We start from the raw sequence: 19,533 nt of genomic DNA, 5'->3' as shown, positions 1-19,533 counted from the left end.
GGAGATAATAAAAAAAATTTATCAAACAAAAGGGGAATTTGCGTCGTCTTATATAAATGACAGGAGGTTTATGATGGAAGAAAAGATAGAAGAATTAATTGATATATATAAGCAGCAAATATATTCCTTATGCTATAAGTTAGCGAAAACGAAAGAAGATGCGGAAGATATTTTTCAAGAGACGTGGATAAAGGTTTTTTCATCAAGGCACCAACTTTTTTATGTGGATAATTATAAAAAGTGGATTACTACAATTTGCGTTCGTACATTTTATGACTTTTACCGCAAGAAGAAAAGATGGAAAGATCGCGTCTTAGATTTATTTCATAAAGAAGATGGTGGAGAAATAGATTTCGCAGATGATGTAAATATATCAGAAGAATTTATTCAAAAAGTGGAAGCGGAAATGATACGGGAAGTTATACAGCTATTGAATGAAAAATATAAAACCGTGCTCGTACTCTACTATTATGAACAATACTCTTATAAAGAAATGAGCGAAATATTAAATATACCGATTGGTACAGTGAAATATCGCCTTAATTATGCGAAGAAGCAAATGCGAGAACATTTGGAGGGGTTCGTTTATGACAGAAGATAAATTTGAACAGAAGGTAAAGAGTAGCTTAGCAGAAGAGATAACTCCAAGCGAAGAGCTAATAAATAACACGAAGCAGGGCGTGCGAAAGGCTCAGAAGTTAGAGAGGAAATGGATGATTTGTATTCACACCATTTGGATTGTTTTGTTAACAATTGTTATAGAACAATTTGTCACACATTTGGATTATAAAATTCCTATGTTGATAGCCATTGTGATTATGATGCATGTATACATTCCGATATATGTTGTAATACAGTCATTTTTAAAGAAGGAGTATAGATTACATGAAAGAGTTCGCTAATCCGTTTGTACTATTTGAAGTAGCTGGAGTGACGATGTTTTTAGCTTTTATAGCACTTTTAATATGTGTTGCATCATGGGTATATACAGATGCTAAAGCACATCAAATGAGCAAAGGATGGAGTATTTTAGCAGTTATATTGCCATTCTTTATTGGGTTTTTATTATATATGGTAAGAAGAAGTAAAAAGAAGGTTGAAGGAGAATGTAAGGTGAATTTTGTTAAAAAACAGAAAGGAACATTAGTTGCGATATTGGCAAGCACAATGTTTGTATTACTTAGTGGTTTTACTTTTGCACAAACGTTAGATGACGCGTGGAGAGCCGGGGATATATATTTAGCAAATGAGAAGCAAGGGAAAACAAGTTATGAGGCAAAATTCTCATCATGGGATATTGCCAGTAAGGATATTGAATTTCAGTATGAAAAGGATACAGAAGTGACATTTTCTTATGAGACAGATGCAAAACGAGGAAACTTATGCTTTAGTGTGTATGAAAGACAAGGAGAAGGTATAAAAGAGTTAAAGGAAATTTGTGAATCGAAAAAAGGTACTTTTACAGTTACTTTAAAAGCAAATGAAGAATATGTATTGAATATAAGCGGATTAACAGTAAAAGATGGATTTGTAAAAGTGAATTGGCAAGAGAAATAAAAGGGGGCCCTATAAAGGACCTCTTTTTTATTGAATAGTATAAGTAACAGAGAAACTAACAGGACTATAGTAAACGTAAGGTGCATGAAATTGAACATACATATTTCCATCTGTTTTTGCAGTGAAAATTCGGCCGTAACCATCAGAATAACGTCCAATTAGGTTATGATTTGAGTCATAAACACTGTAACTAGGAGTTTTGCTGTTAGGATGAATTGTTAGTTCTTGTCCTTTTTGAAGGAAAATAGGTTCTTGTTCAGAACTACCTCCAGTTTGCAAAGAATAAAATTTTGTAAAGCTTTGTTCTTGAGCGGCAGCAGCGACTTTTGTTTCAGGAATAAACGCAGTAGCTCCAGTAATTCCTGCTAAAGTTAATGCACCTGCTAAAATCATTTTTTTCATAATAGAAAAAGCCTCCTTATTAGTTGTAATCAGATTTGTTACAATTAATATTGTATACGATAATGGGTAGGATAAAATATGCTTTTATGCATATATATTTTTTCTCAATAAAAGACCACCGATAAAATCAGTGGTCTTTTAAATGATTAAGCAGCTTTCTGTTCAGTTTGAGGAACAGGTTTTTGAAGCGAGTTATAAACTCCTGTTCCGATAACGTCTAATGCCATTCTCATTCGTTCAGGTGAAATGTTTTCTAATACGTTATCTTGAGGTGTATGGTATACCTTCTCAATATGATAGATTAATGGATTCCAACTATCGACACCCATCCAAATGAATAGAGCAGCAGGAATACCAGCTTCAGCAAATGGAACATGATCACTAGAACCGAATTTACCTTGTAGGATGAGGTTATTATTTAGTTGTTTACCTGCTTGCAAGGCAGCGTCTGTTACAAAGTTTGTAGAGCCATCAGGTGTCATAGCATATAAATTCTTTGCTTTATCATAATTTGTTGCAACCATGTCGGCGTTAAAGACACCTAAAATACGGTCGCGTTCTTTTTGGGATAGACTATTCACGTAATAATCCGAACCAAGTAATCCAGTTTCTTCAGAACCAAAGGTAATAAAGCGAATTTCTTTATCAGTTTCTACATTTTGAAAAGCACGAGCTAGTTCTAATACTAATCCAGTTCCAGAAGCATTATCATTTGCGCCAGGTGCTCCGACAACACTATCATAGTGCGAGCTTACAACGACTGCTTTTTGATTACCTGTACTCTTCTTTGGTTTCTTTTTGGCGATAACATTTAGAGATGTTAATTTAGATTCATGTCTCGCTTTTAGGGAAAGAATTGTTGTCCCTTTTTTAGCGATTTCTTCTTTAAATGCATTTCCTTGCGCATAAGCAAGACCAAAGACAGGGATAGATTGCTTTTTCATTAGGCGGGGATTGAAGGTTTGTCCATAATTTCCGCGTCCGCCAATTAAACTGTATAAAAGAACACCTTTTGCACCTTTGCTAACAGCATTTTCAACTTGTTTATTATAGTCGGTAACTGTCGTTCCTCTTTCAAATAAAACAATTTTACCGTTTACTTCATTTGGAATATCTTCTAATTTTGTCCCACCTTGAACAAAGATAAGGGGAGCTGTAACAGCTTCTGTAGAAATTAGTGCATTAGGAGCAGCACCAGCTTGCCAATTACGTTTTGTTGATAGGGGTGATTCAATGAATCCAACGTATTGATCGGGCACCTGAAATGGTTGATATTCTACTTCATAGCCCATTGATTTAAGCTGCATACCAATGTAACGAGAAGCCCATTCTTCGGATTTTGTTCCACCGGGGCGAGGACCAATTGTTTCAGATAAGAAACGAACATGTTCAATCGCGCGGTTTGGATCAATCTGTTTTGTAATAGATGGAGTTTGTGTAACCTCTGACGTGGAATCCGCTTTTGCTTGCCCAATTGGAGCTAAGCTAACAGCAAGTGATACAGCAAGCAAAGAGCTTACTATTTTTTGTTTCAATGATTTTCTCATTTTTTCCTCTCCTATTCTTCTATTCTCTCTGACTGACAAAAGAAGACGGATAATGACTTTATTTTACCTTCACACCTTTTATTTTTCAATATTCTGACATTGAGAAATAAAAAAACGATATATGCATATTTGCATATTTTTGAGGGAGATATGTATGCTATCATTTTAAACGAAGGTTCGCTTTCTACTCTGAAAGCTCCTACATTGCATGAATCTAGTGTACCCAAACTTTAGATTATGTAGAGGAATGGAACCACTGTAGGGTTTCATTTCTCATGTTTGAATCAGTTGATGGTAATTATGTTTCCGCATTTCATAATTATTATCAGTGATATATGTAAGGCATCCATATGAAAATAAGAGGCTGTTCAAAGGTTTTCCGTACTTTTGGGCAGCCTCACCCCGTTAAAAGGACGATACTTTATGTATCGTCCTTTTTGTATAAAAAAACATCCAATCAATTGAGAGATTGATTGGATGTGAAAAAATTATTAATAATTTTTTTTGCGTTTTGTAGCTAAAATACTTAATAATCCAGCTAGTAGAAGAACAATACCTACTGTTTGTGTAGGGTCTTCTTTATGACCTGTATTTGGAAGGTGCTTATCCGTATTTCGATCATCTTGATGTTTGTTATCTGTTTTATTCGATGTTTCTTCGGAAGTTCCGTTTTCGTGTTTCTCAGATGTTTCATTGCCTTTGTTATCTTCTTTATTTGGAGGAGTAATTGGCTTGTCATCTCCACCTGAAGAAGATTCAATTTTTTTATTTGAAACTGTAATTTGTAGTGGCTTAGCTTGGGCTTTATCAATTGTAAAGTTTATTGGTGATGCATCTAATTGATAGCCTTTAGGAGCCTTTGTTTCTACTAATTGATAATTACCAGGTTTCAAATCATTTACGATTACTTTTCCGTGTTGATCTGTTTTTAAACCTTCTCGGATGACTTTTCCATCTTGGTCTAAAATATTGAAAATGGCACCTTCAAGTGTTCCATGGTGATCAATATCAACTTTAGTTAACTCAATTGAACCTGTTGTTAAACTATTTAAGGCTGTAACAGAGGTAACCTGAGATTGTCCTTTCGTAATTGTGAAAGGAATTGGTTTAACGTTTAAATCATAGCCAGTTGGAGCTTTCGTTTCAATGAACTGATAATCTCCCGGACGTAAATCAGAAACTGAAATCTTCCCATCTTTATCAGTAGTTAAATCAGTGCGAACAATTTTACCTTTCGCATCGATGATGTTAAACACTGCATCAGAAAGTTTTGTATCTGGATTTATATCATCCACTTTTATTAATTCTACAGCACCCTCAGTTAAGCTATTTGTAGCAGTAACTTGGAGCTTTTCTTTTTGGCTTTTCTTAATTGTAAACTTAATAGGTGTACTATCTAATTTATAGTGTTCAGGAGCTTTCGTTTCAATAAACTGATAGTCCCCAGGACGTAAATCAGAAACAGAAATTTTTCCATGTACATCTGTTGTAAGCTCAGTGCGAATGTCGTTACCATTCATATCAGTAATTTTAAATATCGCATCTTTAAGAGCAGTACCATCTACATCATCTACTTTAGAAAGTTCCACAGTGCCTTTCGTTAAGCTATTTGTAGCTGTAACGGAGATAGGATCAGCTTGGCTCTTTGTGATTGTGAATGGAATTGGCTCTTTGTTTAAATCATAGTGTTTCGGAGCCGTTGTCTCGATGAATTGATAATCACCAGGACGTAGGTCAGAAACGCTAATTTTACCTTGTTGATTCGTAACAAGATCTTTGCGAATTACAGTGCCATTTATATCCACAATTTTAAATACTGCGCCTTCAAGAGTAGTGCCATCGACGTCATCCACTTTAGAAAGTTCCACGCCGCCTTTTGTTAAACTATTTTTCATAGTAACGGTAGCAATATCTTTTTGGCTTTTTTCAATTGTAAATATAATTGGTTTTTTGTCTAAATCATAGTGTTCAGGAGCCGTTATTTCAACGAATTGATACGTACCAGGACGTAAGTTTTCGATAACGATTTTACCTTCACTGTTTGTTTTTAAATCTGTTTTAAGTACTTTGCCATCTTGATCTAGTAAATTAAATACCGCATCGGCAAGTTTTGTTTGAGTGTTTAAATCATCAACTTTAAGTAATTCGATACTACCTTGTTTTAAGCTATTTGTAGCAGTTAAAGAAATAACTTTCTTCTGTCCTTTTTCAATAGTGAATTTGATTGGTGTTTCATCTAAAACGTAATGCTTAGGAGCTTTCGTTTCGATGAATTGGTAATCACCAGGACGTAGGTCGTTAATTTCGATTATTCCTTGTTCATTTGTAACAAGGTCTTTATGAACTACATCACCGTTCATATTAACAATTTTAAATACTGCATCTTTAAGAACAGTGCCATCAATATCGTCTACTTTAGAAAGTTTAACTGCACCCTTTGTTAAAGCATTTGTAGCAGTGATATGAAGAGTTTCAGTTTGGCTCTTTTTAATTGTAAATACGATAGGTTTTTTATCTAAATCGTAATGTTCAGGAGCAATTGTTTCAACGAATTGATACGTACCAGGACGTAGATTTTCAACAACAATTTTACCTTCAGCATTTGTTTTTAAGCCTTCTTCAACTAGCTCACCGTCTGCATCTAATAAATTAAATACGGCGTTAGAAAGTTTTGTATTTATATCAATATCGTCAATCTTTGTTAGTTCAACGCTACCTTTTTTCAAAGCATTTTTGCCTGTAACATTGATCTCTTTCGTTTGACTTCTTTCAATTGTAAATGGAATCGTTGTTTCATCTAATACATAGTGCTCAGGAGCTTTTGTTTCAATGAACTGATAGTCTCCAGGGCGTAAATCAGAAACAGAAATTTTTCCGTTTTTATCTGTAACAAGATTCGTATGAACTTCCTTACCATTCATATCCACAATCTTAAAGATTGCACCTTCGAGCATCGTACGATCGATGTCATCAATTTTTGTTAATGTTACTGCACCTTTCTTTAAACTGTTAGTAGCGGTAACAGTAATATTCTCTTTTTGACTTTTTTCGATAGTGAACGGAATAGGGTCTTTGCTTAAGGTATAGTCTTTTGGAGCTTTTACTTCAATAAATTGATAGTCTCCAGGACGTAAATCAGAAGCAGTAATTTTACCGTTTTTATCAGTCGTTAAATCTTTTCGAATTACCTTTTTAGTATCATGAGCGTCAACGATTATAAATTCTGCACCTTCAAGAGTAGTGCCATCAACATCATCAACTTTTGTTAAAGTGACGCCACCTGTAAGTAAACTATTTTTTACAGTAACAGGGATAGGAAGATCTTCCTTACTACCTTTTTTAATTGTGAACTTAATAGGTGTTTTGTCTAATTTATAATGTTCAGGGGCTTTTGTTTCGATAAATTGATAATCCCCTGGTGCTAAATCAGGAATAACTAATACTCCGTGATCATCTGTTGTTAAATCTTTCATAATTTCTTTGCCAGTTGGGTCTTGCAATGTGAATACAGCGCCGGCAAGAGCTTTACTACTTTCCACATCATCTTCTTTAATAAGTTTAACTTTTCCTTTCGTTAAACTATTTTTAAATGTAAGTGGAAGGAGTTTTTGTTGTCCTTTTTCGATTGTAAATTCAATTGGTTCTACATTTACATCGTAATAAGTTGGAGCCTTTGTTTCGATAAGTTTATAGTTACCAGGACGTAAGTCATCTACAACTAGCATTCCTTTATTATTCGTAACAAGGTCCGTACGAACATCTTCATTAGTATCTCTATTAACGATTTTAAATACTGCACCTTCAAGTGTTTCCTTTTCATCTGCAGCATTCACTTTTGTTAACTCAATACCGCCTTTTGTTAAGCTGTTTTTAGCGGTAACAGTAGCCTGAGTTGTTTGACTTTCTGTAATCGTAAATTTAATTGGTTTTGTATTTTTGTCGTAATACTTCGGTGCTGTTACTTCGATAAATTTATAATCGCCAGGGCGTAAGCCAGTAGCGATAGCTTTACCATCCGCACCAGTTTTTACATTTTCGCGAATGACTTTCTTTTCATCATTTGCATCAACAATTTTAAATACAGCACCTTCAAGAGCTGTACCATCGATATCATCAACTTTTGTTAATTCAACATCTCCTGGTTTTAAAGCATTTTCAGCTTTCACAAGTAGAGTTTCTTTCTGACTTCTATCGATTGTAAATTCAATAGGTTCTGCTCGTAAAACGTAATGTTCAGGAGCAGCTATTTCAATGAATTTATACGTACCAGGACGTAGGTTACTAACTTTAACTTTACCGTGTTTATCAGTAGTTAAGTTAGTGTAAGGGGAAACGTCATTATTATTTGTATCGACAAGCTTGAATACTGCACCTTCAAGTGGTTTTTTCTCACCAAACTCATCAACTTTTAATAATTCAACTTCGCCCGTTTTTAAGCTGTTATTTGCCGTAACAGTAGCAAGAGCTTGTTGGCTTTTATCAATTGTAAACTCGATAGGGTTTGTACTTAACGTATAATCCTTAGGAGCTTCTGTTTCGATAAATTTATAAACACCAGGCTCTAGATCTTTAACGGTAACTTTTCCATCGGAACCTGTTTTTATATTTTCACGAATTACTTGTTTCTCGTCATTCGCATCGACAATTTTAAATACAGCACCTTCAAGGGCAGTGCCATCGACATCATCGACTTTCGTTAAAGTGACACCACCTTTAATGAGGTGATTTGTCGCGGTAACAGTAAGTGCTTTCTGTTGGCTTTTTTCAATTGTAAATTTAAGCGGTTTTTTATCTATTTCATAATGTTCAGGTGCTTTCTCTTCAACAAACTGGTACTCTCCAGGAAGTAAATTTTTCGCTTCGATTTGTCCGTTACCATTTGTCGTTAATTTGGTATAACCAGGAATTCTTTTGTTATTTTGGTCCCGTACACTAAATACAGCACCTTCTAAAGTATTACCCTCTTTATCAACTTTTGTTAGGATAGCTGAGCCTCTAATTAAGCTGTTTTGGGCCGTTTTATTGATTACTGTTGTTTGATCTTCCTCGATTGTAAATTCAATAAGTCGATCATCTAATTGATAATGCTCAGGAGCCTTTATTTCTTTTAAATAGTAAGTTCCTGGTTTTAAATTATCTACAGTAATTTGTCCTTTATCATTTGTTGTTAATTTTTCGTGTTCTGAAATTATTTTTTTATCTTTATCAAGTAGTGTGAAAACGGCACCTTGCAGTGTGACGTTTTTATTCAGGTCATCAGACTTTGTTAAAACTACTTTACCGACAAACTTCTTATTTGCAAGTTTATATGTTGTAGTCTCTTGTGTACCAAGTTCAACAATTTTTCCTTGTTTTAAATCCCAGCTAATTACATAGCCTTCAGGAGCCTTTGTTTCTTTTAATAAATATTTATCGCGTTTTAAATTATTAAATTTAGCGATACCGTCTTTGTCTGTTGTAATTTTACGGATAACAGTTTTACCTGTACGATCGTATAAAGTAAATTCTGCCCCAGCTAATAGTGCGTTTTTATTGTCGTTATCTACCTTTATAATTTCAAGGTTTCCACGGCCTTTAGTAGCAGATCCTCCGCCTGAACCAGAAGACATTCTCACTTCAATCGTTTCAGTAGTTTCTGTGTTTTTAACTGTCAACTTATTGCCTGTGATTTTCGCTTTATTACTTACTTTTTCTTTATCGTCTGCATTAATAAGTGAGCGATATTCTAAAATATAAGCTCGATCAATTTTTTTCAAGAAGGCAATTTCGAAATGTTGCTTTCCGGTATTATTGTCTGTTGTTATTTTGAGTTTATAGTCTGTTCCTTCTTTTAATTCGTTTACTGTATCTTTTGTTAAATTTCCATATGGATCAACAGTTGTAGGATATAAGTGGAATGAATCTTCCACAATTACCTGATTTTCGGTTGGGTCATCTGTTACAACGGCATCTGCAATGGTTGATTGGCTTTCGTTAATTGCGATACTCCAATTAATATAGTTGTCGTCTTGCACAGCTTTTTTAGTAACAAAGCTGCCACCTTTATTTACTTGAGTGTCACCTGTAAGGGTGTTTACAATTTTAGAGCCATCTTTTAAATCTGCCTCGTTTTTGTAGGTACCTTGGATAAGTTCACCATCAAGGCTTGTTTTAAAGATAATATAGTAAGGTGAATTAATTGATTGTTTGAAATGAACCTTTAGGGTGTTTCTATTGTTCTCTGTAGGTTCTTCAAGTTCATATTGCTCAGTTGGTACAGCATTACCAGGTTGTGCATTATTAGGATTTCCATTTAAAATCATATCGCGCACTTCAATGGATCCAGGCACTAACTTTTGTTTATCTTGTATGACGTCTATAACATAAGGATCTTTAATCTCAACATTATTATAGTTAAAGCCTATTATCCAAGTAATTTCCTTCGTTTGGGCGTTATAAGAACCGTATTTATAACCATTTGCTTTTGTGAAAGTATCAGGATCAAAATTAGCTTCAACTTTATTTGATTGTGGATTAGAATCCGTATCTATCCAAGATAGGTTACCTGTATTTTTAAATGAAGTTTTACCACTTTCTAGCTTTGTATAATCAAAGTCTGTCGTATATTTTACAACTAATGTCTTTGTCATATTAGACTGATACGTACCTATAAGAGTAATTTTGAAGCCTTTATCTGTTGTATCTAAAATATAGTCAGTCCCAGCCTGAAGGGTATAATTTCCGTCTTTAATTTCTAGTTTCTTATCTTTTAATTGTAATCCACCATGATCAAAGGTGTCCGTAATGATCGCGTTGTTTAATGGATAGTTGTTATTGTTTACTATAATTGTCCAAGTTGTTGTTTTGTCTTTATAATTTGTTTCAGCTTTATTATTAGATTTAATAATATTTTGCTGCTTGAAGCTAGCTTCATTTTCTTTACTTGAATCATTATCAGCTGTAACTTTATTTTTTACTTTTCCATCTTCTATAACTTTATTAGTTGGCTTGGTTTTATAGGTAATCACATAAGCACTATTAATATCATCATTAAACTGTAAATCGAAGCCATTCTTCTTGTTACTTACAGTGTAATTATTAACAGCGTCTCCTGTTACAAGCGTTCCTTTTTCATTATATGAAGCGTTTTTTACAACAATAGAATTTGCATCTAGTTCGTGTGTATCGTCAAAAATATCTTTTAAAATCGCATCTGCTTTTTTGATCTCTCTTTGATCACCATTGTAAGTAATTGTCCACTCAATTGTTTGCGTCTTTGGATCATATTTACTTGTTTTATTTAAGTGTGTACCACGAGAAACCGTTACAGTAGAGCTTGCGTTTTGTTGCTTTTGATTATCACTCGTTATCGTAACGTTATTTCGGAAACTTTTAATATTTTCATCAGTAATTTTTGTGGCATATTCGATTTGATATGCTTTATTGATAGAATCTTTAAAAGCAATCTCCAATTTTGAGCCATCTGATGAAATAATATTGTAATCTGTTGGCTCAGCTTCTGCACCACGCGTTACATTCCCATTAACATCAACTTCTAAATAATAAACTTTAATAGAATCTTTATTTAAGTTTGTACCTTGTGGAATGTTATCTTTAAAAATAGCGTTTTTAAGGGTGTCTTGCGTTTTGTTCATCTCTACTTTCCAATTAATTTCATTTGTATTAATTGGTCTATCAGGTAATCCTTTTTTATTCGTAGCTGTTTGTACATTAGGCTTAAAGTCAACTGTAATAGAAACATCCTTATCTTTAATCGGGAAAGGAATTTCTTGTGTTGTTGTACCTTTAATTTCAGCTTTATTAAATTCTGTCTTTAATTGTAGGTTACCAGCAACATCTGGATGCTCTTCAACATAATCGTTGAATGTCATCGTGACTTTTCCATCTTTTGTAACAGTAAAATTACCAATTTGATGGTTTTCACTATCATATAAAGGACTGTTAATTGTATTGTAAATCTTAAAATGTTTAGGAAGATCAAAAATATAGTAATCTCCATTTTTCACATTCATTGACTTTAAAAGTTCCCATGTAAACTCAATATTGGCAGGGGAATCTGTACTTGGACGGTTATCCTCTGTAAATGGTTTTCCGTCTTTATCCGTCAACTTTACACCGGTTAAAATGTTTGTTGTTATTTGCTTTGGACCTGAATTTGTATTCTCAGCAGGGTCGCTTGATAGCTTTTGTTCTGGATTGTCAGTAGCAATTTTAGCTGCTAGGTTTTGTTCCGGATTATCAGTGGCAGTTTTAGCTGCTGGGTTTTGTTCCGGATTATCAGTGGCAGTTTTAGCTGCTGGGTTTTGTTCCGGATTATCGGTAACAGTTTTAGTTGCTGGGTTTTGTTCCGGATTATCAGTAACAGTTTTAGTTGCTGGATCTTGCTCCGGATTGTCAGTAACAGGTTTAGCTACTGGATCTTGCGCTTGTTTATTAGTATCCTGTTTGGTGCCATCTTCTTTAGAGTTTTCTACTTGAACAGGAACTGATATAGGCTGAACCATTGTTCCTAAAGGAAAAGCGATTTGAACTGATTTTTCCCCAGGTTTTAAAGTTGAGTTAAACACGGTATCAACTTTAATTTTTCCTTTAGCGTCTTTCAAATTTTCTACTTGATCATTAAATATTAATTTTAGTTTATTATCTTTAGCTGTTATAAAATATTGACCAATATTTTTTTGATCTGTTACTAAATCCCCTTGCAAATCTTTAGATACTTTTAATGCAAGTGGTATTTGAACTACTGCTGTATCATTTGCGTGTGCAACTTGTTGATCCTTTATTGACCAAGCGTATTCTACTTGAATGGTTGATCCTATCTTTATTAAATTGTTAGGATTTTTTGCTTCGTCAATAATATGATTCGTCGCATCTTTCATTTCAACAGTGTCAAATAAGGAATCTCCTGTTAAGGTTTCCGCTTTTACTTGATTGTATGGAAAACTAGCAAGTTGCGAAAATAGTACGAATACAATTAAACATACATTAAAAAGTTTTTTCATTTTTCCTCCTCTGAACATTCATTTGTCCATTGGGGACTTATTCCACATGAACAAATGGAATATTAAAAGTATTTGTTATAAGCTATTTATTTTTGTTATCCCTCCGTTTCTATACGCGTTCTCAGACAAACAGAATTATGTTCAAAGCAATATTATTTAACGTAAAACAAAATGTATATTTACACAGTTCTATGGAAATATACACAATTCGACAAAAAATGTCGAAAAAAATACTGATATAAATAATGATATCAGACCTTTATATGTGAGATAGTTTTCATGTATATCTAGTAAAAAAGAATGGTTATAAAGGTAAGTTTTACGATACATACTAACCAATGTAGTGTATCCCTTTGTGAAGGCTTATTTTTGCCTTAAAGTTATGTGGAAATAAAAATCTAGATAGGGTTGGTTTTGGTCAGAATGAAGACAATATGTACTTTGAAAATAGTCATTTATTTTGTCTAAAGAGAGTTGTGCGATTAGTGGACCGAAGTTGAAAGGTGATAGTTTCTTACATTGTTAGAGAAATATAAGGATTACAGAATATTCGACTAACACGTTACTACGGTCATTTTTGAGCCTGTTTAAACAATAGGAAAGAAGGTGTTTTACTCCTTAGTTACAATATCTTTTTAGTAAAGATAAGCTTAAGTAACCTCCGCTAAAGATTATATACTTAAATGATAAAGAGTTCAACACTAGTTCACATATTTTCCCAAAAATAAAAAACGGCTGTTTTATGTGGAATAAATCTACAAAACAGCCGTTTTTGGTATTAGATTTCTGTTAAGATTATTGGTTCACCGCGTGTTACGACAACGGTATGTTCACATTGTGCAACAAGACTTTTATCTGGTGTAACGAATGTCCAACCATCGTCACCACGTTCAATAATATGATCAGCTTTCATAGAGATGAACGGTTCTACAGCGATAACAAGACCGTCTTTTAGAAGCGCATTATCCATTGGGTCATAGTAACTTAAAATGTGATTTGGTGCTTCATGTAAGCTAAGACCAATGCCGTGACCAGTTAAGTTTTGGATAACATTGTATCCACTTTTATGTGCGAAGTTTGAAACAGCACGACCAATTTGATTTTGTTTTGAGCCAGCTCTAACCTTTTTCATTGCTGCCCAAAATGCATCAACCGCTGCTTGGCAAAGTTTTTCTTTTGCCTCGTCTTCTCCAAGAACAAATGAAATGCCTGTATCTGCATAATAGCCATCAAGTGCAGCGGATACATCGACGTTTACTAAGTCGCCTTCTTTTAATACACGATCTCCTGGAATACCATGAGCAACTTCTTCATTTACACTAATGCAAGTTACACCTGGAAAATCATATTCTTTTTCAGGTGCAGAAATAGCACCATGCTCATCTAATACTTTTTTACCGATCAAATCAAGCTCTTTCGTTGTCATACCTGGCTTCGCTTGTTTTTTCATTTCTTCACGTGCAAGCGCAACGATGCGGCCGATTTTTCGTAAGCCTTCTAAATCTTGTTCATTACGAATAATCATGAAAACCACTGTCCTTCCTCGAATATATATCTTATCCGATTGTATCATGTTTATTTTCGTCCTGCTACTCGCTTGCGGTATGGGGGCTGATTCCTCTCATAAAGAATACATGACAATTGTCATATCGATGTCATGACGCATCATACTGTTTCCTAAGTTTTCCAAGGAATACAATGTAAATATAAGAAACAGCGGGGGTGGAGAGATGGAAAAGATTATTGAAGTAAATGATGTTTCTAAAACATTTAAACATAAAAACGCAGTAAATAATGTTTCATTTCATGTAAATAAAGGGGAAATAGTAGCGTTGCTTGGTCCAAATGGTGCGGGGAAAACAACGACGATGTCGATGATGCTTGGATTAAAGGAACCAACGGAAGGTAAGGTCTCTATATTTGGAAAGAGTCCAAAGCATAGAGATGTTCGTAATAGCCTCGGTGCGATGCTGCAAGAAGTAAGTGTCATTGATAGTATTACGGTGGAAGAGGCAATTGAGTTATTCCGTAGTTATTATACGAATCCTATAGAGAAAGAAACGTTACTGCAGTTAGCAAATTTAGAATCAGAGCGAAAGCAAAGATGTGAGAAATTATCAGGTGGGCAAAAAAGAAGGTTAAACTTTGCGCTTGCACTTGCGGGAAATCCGGATTTGTTATTTTTAGATGAGCCGACAGTCGGAATGGATATTACGTCTCGAAGAACGTTTTGGGAAACGATTCGAAAGTTAGCAAGTGAAGGGAAAACGATTATTTTAACGACGCATTATTTAGAAGAAGCAGATGCTTTAGCAAATCGTATCTTATTATTTGCGAACGGAAAGATTATCTCAGATGGTACACCAGACGAAATGAAAGCAACGATTTCGAGAAAAACAATCACATTTTACTCAAAGGAAAGCATTCCTACAAAATTACTAAAGGAATTATCAAATGTAATAGAAGTAAAGTCAAACGAAGGCCGCTTCATTTTAACAACGGAGGATACGGATGCAACTTTAAAAGCCATTTATCAAAGGAGTTTACCTGTAACAGATGTTTCAGTTGAACGTGGAAGCCTTGATGAGGCATTTGAACAGTTTGTCGCAAATCAGAAGGAGGAAATCGCATGAGAGCGTTATGGATGCAGTGCAAAATAGAAATTTTACGTACATTCCGCAATAAATTATTTATCTTTTTCTCATTATTAATGCCTGTTATGTTTTACTACATTTTTACAAATGTTGTTCAAGTACCACAAAACGGAGATGCGTGGAAAGCACATTATTTAATTTCGATGGCAACTTTCAGTATTGTAGGGACTGCACTCTTTAGTTTCGGTGTGAGACTTTCTCAGGAAAAAGGGCAAGGATGGACACATCTTTTAAAAATTACACCGCTTCCAGAGGGAGCATATTTAACAGCGAAAATTATCGCTCAAACAGTAGTAAATGCTTTTTCAATATTAGTTATCTTTATTGCAGGGATACTAATTAATCATGTTGAGTTAACGGTAGGGCAATGGATTGGTGCGGGGTTATGGTTATTGTTAGGGGTAACACCATTTTTAGCGTTAGGAACAGTAATAGGTTCCATTAAGAAGGCGGACGCAGCTGCTGGCTTAGCAAATATTTTAAATATGAGTTTAGCTATAGTTGGCGGGTTATGGATGCCGATTGAAGTATTCTCCAAAATATTAAGAACGATTGGTGAATGGACACCAACATACCATTTCGGAAGTGGTGCGTGGGATATTGTAGCTGGAAAATCAATTGGATGGGAAAATATCGCGGTATTAGGAGGTTATTTCCTTATATTTGTTGTAGTATCAATATATATAAGAAAAAGACAGGAAGCGGTATAAATGATAGAGAAGAAGAGGATTGAGATTTTTCCGAAACATATGGGATTTTTTCCGTACATGTGGCTTGTGTATTTATTATTTCCAATTTACCATTTAGCACAAGCATCAGGATGGAAGCTTGTGCTAGGAAGCGGTATGTTGATACTTTTTATTATCACATACCGTCAGCTATATTTTGTTCAGAAGACGTTTATTTTATGGGCATGCATTCAAATGATACTCATCTTTTTATTTGCTTTATTTTATAATCCCTTCATGATATTTTTTGGCTTTTTCACAGCAAGTGCGATGGGATTTGCGCCGAATAAGAAAGTATTTCAAGTGCTGTTATGCTCGTTAGTTATAATGCTTGGAGCATTTGTATTTGTAAATATGAATCAACTAACACCAACAAGTTTAGTAAATATCGTCCCGATGTTTATTTTAATGCTTCTTACGCCATTTGGTATGCGTAATTTTAATCAGAAAAAGATGTTAAGAAATCAATTAGATGAGGCGAACGAGCAAATTAAAGACTTAGTAAAACGGGAAGAACGGCAGCGGATTGCAAGAGATCTTCATGACACATTAGGACATACGCTATCTCTTATTACTTTGAAAAGCCAGCTTGTAGAGAAGTTAATTGTGAAAAATCCGGAGCGTGCAAGTGCGGAAGCGAAGGAAATTACACAAACGTCTCGTACAGCCTTAAAACAGCTGAGAGAATTAATTTCTGATATGCGTATGATTACGGTAGAAGAAGAGCTAGAGCAAATAAAAGCAATCTTACAAGCAGCTAATATTGAATTAGAAGTGAGGCAAGAAGCAAGATCGAGCTCGTTATCACCAATTGAACAAAATATTGTCGGGATGTGTTTACGTGAGGCCGTTACAAATGTTGTAAAACATAGTAAGGCGACGCGGTGCGCAGTTTCTGTATTAGAATCACAAGGTGAACTAATTTTGAAAGTAGAAGATAACGGAATTGGTTTAACAGATCAAAATCATGATGGAAATGGTATTCGCGGCATGAAAGAACGAATTGCTCTTATTGATGGATTTGTTGAACTAGGTACAATCAATCCAGGGACGTTGTTAACAGTAAAAGTTCCAGTTGTTATTAGAACAGGAAAAGATGAGGTGAGGGCATGATCCGAATTATTATTGCAGAAGATCAGCGGATGCTTCGTGGTGCGTTAGGGGCTCTGCTTGATCTAGAAGATGATATCGAAGTAATTGGACAAGCGGCAAACGGGGAAGAGGCGCTAAAATTAATTGAATCGTTAAAACCGGATATAAGTATTATGGATATTGAAATGCCGATTCAAAGTGGATTAGATGTTGCTGAAGCGTTAAAGAAAGAAAAATCATCATGCAAAGTAATGATTTTAACAACATTTGCACGGCCGGGATATTTTGAAAGAGCAATGAAAGCTGGTGTGCACGGCTATTTATTAAAGGATAGCCCAAGTGAAGATTTAGCGGCAGCAATTCGTAATGTAATGAAGGGAAAACGAGAGGTCTCCCAAGATTTAATGTTCGGCCTATGGCAGGAGCAAAATCCGTTGTCAGATCGCGAAAAGGAAGTATTGTTGCTTGCGAAAGAAGGAAAGACGGCAAATGAAATTGCGAAGGCACTTTATCTTTCGCCGGGTACAGTACGTAATTATATTTCTGAAGTATTAACGAAGCTCGATGCGAAAAATAGAATTGAGGCAATTACAATTGCGGAAGAAAAGGGTTGGATATGAAAAGAAGTTTACCTATGATTGGTAAACTTCTTTTTTATTATTGTACCGCTATTACTTTATTTATTTTTTGTAACGGTTTGTAACCGTGTGCTTCAAATGCCTTTGCAAATTCATTTGATACGGCAGTGCCATATAAATCTTTTGCAGCTTGTACAATATGAGATTGAAGTGATTCAAAGTCTTCAGCAGAAGTTGCATAATTTTGCAATGTACGCATAACAACTTTACTTACTTTTTCATTTCCTTGCTTTTGAACAGCAACACCGTTATATGTTTTACCTTCAGCTAATTGATATAATACGTGACTGATAATACCAGAATTCACGTGTGATTCTTGATTATTACCATCGTTATAGAAATCTTGTAAATTTGTATATAATTTATGACCGCCGTCACCAATTTCCCTTGGGATATCACGAATTGTTAGGCCACCTAATGTATCGCCCATAATCCAGTTTCCTTTATCTTTCTTTACGTAATATTCGATTTGTGTACCCCAGAAATCCGCTAATCCCTCGTTTAGTGCAGATGTTTCAGCGCTTGGATATCTCACGACTTTATTTTTCGTCGTGCCACTAAATACAGCATGTCCAAATTCATGAGCTGTTACATCAAGAGCGGATGTTAGTTTTCCGTCTAAACCATCACCAAATACCATTTGGTTCCAAGCGGGATGCCAAAATGCATTTACATAGTCTTCTTTTACACCATCACTAACTTCAGTAGAATCAAAACCGTGTACACTAGCGACAACTTTTGAATCTTTATTGTCGTAACTTTTTAGATTATGTTCTTTCTTAAAGTAATCGTAAATATCACTCATGTTCTTCATAGCGCCCGCGGCTTCTTTATCTGCAAAATTAGGAGTACTACTTGAAATTAGTGTCCCTGGATAACCAGCTTGACTATATCCCCCGAGGGAATCGGCGTAGTTTGCATTATAAATATAAATACCATTTCCGCGTGATAAATCCGCTAAATAAAATTTTCCATCAGTTCCTTTGGCAATATTGAAAGAGATGTTTTCTTGAAGTGCATTTTTCCCAGTTCCTTGCTCACTTGCGGGGGATAATCTAGGTGATGTTACTTGATTTATAGTCTTATTCTCTTTGTTTTTAATGAATTTTTCTTGGAAAAGTACTTCGCCAGTTTTTAAATCAACTATAGCATTGCCGTTTATAATTTGTTCATTGTTTTCATAAGTAAATGTAATAACAGTTGCGAATGTATAATAGCCATCTTTTTTCTTATAAACAACGGTTTCGCTAGAGAATTCTGTCTCAACTGCATCACTTGGAATTTGAACTATATCGCGTAATTTAGATTTTACTTCATTTTTCGACAAAAAATTTGTTATAGTAAGATTAGGTTGTTGATTTAAATTTTGAACAACTTTACCACTAACAGTTGTGATTACTCCATTTTTATCTACTTTTACAATGAGATCTTGGCCATATACTTTATAGTTTTTATATGTTTGTGCAAGGCGAACTTCGGTTTGATTTTCTTTGGTTTCTTTATTTGTAGGTTGGAAATCTACATTTTTTTCAGTAGTGACTTGTTCTTGTTGAGCTTTCGCCCCATTTACCTCACCTTTTAAATACTTTTTAGCAATATTTTCTTTCGTATCATTTTGAGGTTGTGTTAATTTCCCGATTGTTAAACCAGGCTGAGCAATTTCAACTTTGACTGCACTTTTGTCTAATTCTTGAGCATGAATAGCTTCTGTTGATAAAGGGCAAAGAAGACCGAATGTAATGAAAGCACTAGCAAGTTTTCTATAATTCATCTATAACACTCCTAATCTATTATTGTATGTGAGATGAATTGTATGAAAAAATTGCCGAATTTTATATATATTATGCATTATTTCATATCAAAAATTGTCGAATTCACATTATTGTAGTGGTATGACAACTCAAAAAATTAGA

Annotated in this window: 12 protein-coding genes; 7 read left to right on the top strand and 5 right to left on the bottom strand. The window is 34.6% G+C overall.

All coding sequences use genetic code 11. The features are described from left to right. The first annotated feature begins 73 nt into the window (after positions 1–73). Genes N2V80_RS26620 through N2V80_RS26610 form a run of 3 tightly spaced genes read left to right on the top strand, consistent with a single transcriptional unit; the run spans position 74 to position 1,557 of the window. Positions 74–601: an RNA polymerase sigma factor gene (locus N2V80_RS26620; protein ID WP_000391478.1), complete on the top strand. Its 528-nt coding sequence runs from the start codon at positions 74–76 to the stop codon at positions 599–601. Next, complete coding sequence (locus N2V80_RS26615; RefSeq protein ID WP_000133823.1) at positions 588–902, top strand: hypothetical protein; 315 nt, start codon at positions 588–590, stop codon at positions 900–902. Before N2V80_RS26620 ends, N2V80_RS26615 begins: the two co-directional genes overlap by 14 nt. Further along, positions 886–1,557 carry a hypothetical protein gene (locus tag N2V80_RS26610; RefSeq protein WP_061655678.1) on the top strand — a complete coding sequence of 224 codons (672 nt, stop codon included), beginning with the start codon at positions 886–888 and terminating at the stop codon, positions 1,555–1,557. Before N2V80_RS26615 ends, N2V80_RS26610 begins: the two co-directional genes overlap by 17 nt. Positions 1,558–1,584: 27 nt before the next feature. Here N2V80_RS26610 and N2V80_RS26605 read toward each other — a convergent pair whose 3' ends face one another. From N2V80_RS26605 to map, 4 genes are all read right to left on the bottom strand, one after another. Further along, on the bottom strand, positions 1,585–1,959 hold the full coding sequence (locus N2V80_RS26605) for a hypothetical protein (protein ID WP_000738221.1): 375 nt from the start codon (positions 1,957–1,959) through the stop codon (positions 1,585–1,587). 146 nt (positions 1,960–2,105) lie between these two features. Next, positions 2,106–3,506, bottom strand: a complete 1,401-nt coding sequence (locus N2V80_RS26600; protein WP_061655677.1) for a M28 family metallopeptidase — start codon at positions 3,504–3,506, stop codon at positions 2,106–2,108. Positions 3,507–3,997: 491 nt separating this feature from the next. Beyond that, positions 3,998–12,508 (bottom strand): SpaA isopeptide-forming pilin-related protein, encoded by an 8,511-nt coding sequence (locus tag N2V80_RS26595; protein ID WP_061655676.1) that lies wholly within the window; start codon positions 12,506–12,508, stop codon positions 3,998–4,000. A gap of 778 nt (positions 12,509–13,286) precedes the next feature. Next, a complete protein-coding gene (gene map, locus N2V80_RS26590) occupies positions 13,287–14,081 on the bottom strand; it encodes a type I methionyl aminopeptidase (RefSeq protein WP_003313889.1) in 795 nt (264 codons plus the stop codon). Between the two features lie 157 nt (positions 14,082–14,238). On the opposite strand from map, the gene N2V80_RS26585 reads away from it, so the two are divergent. Genes N2V80_RS26585 through N2V80_RS26570 form a run of 4 tightly spaced genes read left to right on the top strand, consistent with a single transcriptional unit; the run spans position 14,239 to position 17,602 of the window. Then, a complete protein-coding gene (locus tag N2V80_RS26585) occupies positions 14,239–15,141 on the top strand; it encodes an ABC transporter ATP-binding protein (protein WP_000411112.1) in 903 nt (300 codons plus the stop codon). Continuing rightward, positions 15,138–15,872: an ABC transporter permease gene (locus N2V80_RS26580; protein ID WP_061655675.1), complete on the top strand. Its 735-nt coding sequence runs from the start codon at positions 15,138–15,140 to the stop codon at positions 15,870–15,872. The genes N2V80_RS26585 and N2V80_RS26580 overlap by 4 nt, the downstream gene beginning before the upstream one ends. After that, positions 15,873–17,003: a sensor histidine kinase gene (locus N2V80_RS26575; protein WP_061655674.1), complete on the top strand. Its 1,131-nt coding sequence runs from the start codon at positions 15,873–15,875 to the stop codon at positions 17,001–17,003. Continuing rightward, positions 17,000–17,602 carry a response regulator transcription factor gene (locus N2V80_RS26570; RefSeq protein ID WP_000619245.1) on the top strand — a complete coding sequence of 201 codons (603 nt, stop codon included), beginning with the start codon at positions 17,000–17,002 and terminating at the stop codon, positions 17,600–17,602. The genes N2V80_RS26575 and N2V80_RS26570 overlap by 4 nt, the downstream gene beginning before the upstream one ends. Positions 17,603–17,639: 37 nt before the next feature. Here N2V80_RS26570 and N2V80_RS26565 read toward each other — a convergent pair whose 3' ends face one another. Further along, a complete protein-coding gene (locus N2V80_RS26565) occupies positions 17,640–19,391 on the bottom strand; it encodes a M4 family metallopeptidase (protein WP_061655673.1) in 1,752 nt (583 codons plus the stop codon). Between the last annotated feature and the right edge of the window lie 142 nt (positions 19,392–19,533).

The sequence above is a fragment of the Bacillus sp. FSL W8-0640 genome, from assembly GCF_038007725.1.
GTDB lineage: Bacteria > Bacillota > Bacilli > Bacillales > Bacillaceae_G > Bacillus_A > Bacillus_A cereus.
This window is presented reverse-complemented; position numbering and strand designations above follow the sequence as displayed.

What these genes read in the sequence shown, in the direction of transcription:
- N2V80_RS26620 (WP_000391478.1), top strand. Translation starts at nt 74, where the DNA reads ATGGAAGAAAAGATAGAAGAATTAATTGATATATATAAGCAGCAAATA.
- N2V80_RS26615 (WP_000133823.1), top strand. Translation starts at nt 588, where the DNA reads ATGACAGAAGATAAATTTGAACAGAAGGTAAAGAGTAGCTTAGCAGAA.
- N2V80_RS26610 (WP_061655678.1), top strand. Translation starts at nt 886, where the DNA reads ATGAAAGAGTTCGCTAATCCGTTTGTACTATTTGAAGTAGCTGGAGTG.
- N2V80_RS26605 (WP_000738221.1), bottom strand. Translation starts at nt 1,959, where the DNA reads ATGAAAAAAATGATTTTAGCAGGTGCATTAACTTTAGCAGGAATTACT.
- N2V80_RS26600 (WP_061655677.1), bottom strand. Translation starts at nt 3,506, where the DNA reads ATGAGAAAATCATTGAAACAAAAAATAGTAAGCTCTTTGCTTGCTGTA.
- N2V80_RS26595 (WP_061655676.1), bottom strand. Translation starts at nt 12,508, where the DNA reads ATGAAAAAACTTTTTAATGTATGTTTAATTGTATTCGTACTATTTTCG.
- map (WP_003313889.1), bottom strand. Translation starts at nt 14,081, where the DNA reads ATGATACAATCGGATAAGATATATATTCGAGGAAGGACAGTGGTTTTC.
- N2V80_RS26585 (WP_000411112.1), top strand. Translation starts at nt 14,239, where the DNA reads ATGGAAAAGATTATTGAAGTAAATGATGTTTCTAAAACATTTAAACAT.
- N2V80_RS26580 (WP_061655675.1), top strand. Translation starts at nt 15,138, where the DNA reads ATGAGAGCGTTATGGATGCAGTGCAAAATAGAAATTTTACGTACATTC.
- N2V80_RS26575 (WP_061655674.1), top strand. Translation starts at nt 15,873, where the DNA reads ATGATAGAGAAGAAGAGGATTGAGATTTTTCCGAAACATATGGGATTT.
- N2V80_RS26570 (WP_000619245.1), top strand. Translation starts at nt 17,000, where the DNA reads ATGATCCGAATTATTATTGCAGAAGATCAGCGGATGCTTCGTGGTGCG.
- N2V80_RS26565 (WP_061655673.1), bottom strand. Translation starts at nt 19,391, where the DNA reads ATGAATTATAGAAAACTTGCTAGTGCTTTCATTACATTCGGTCTTCTT.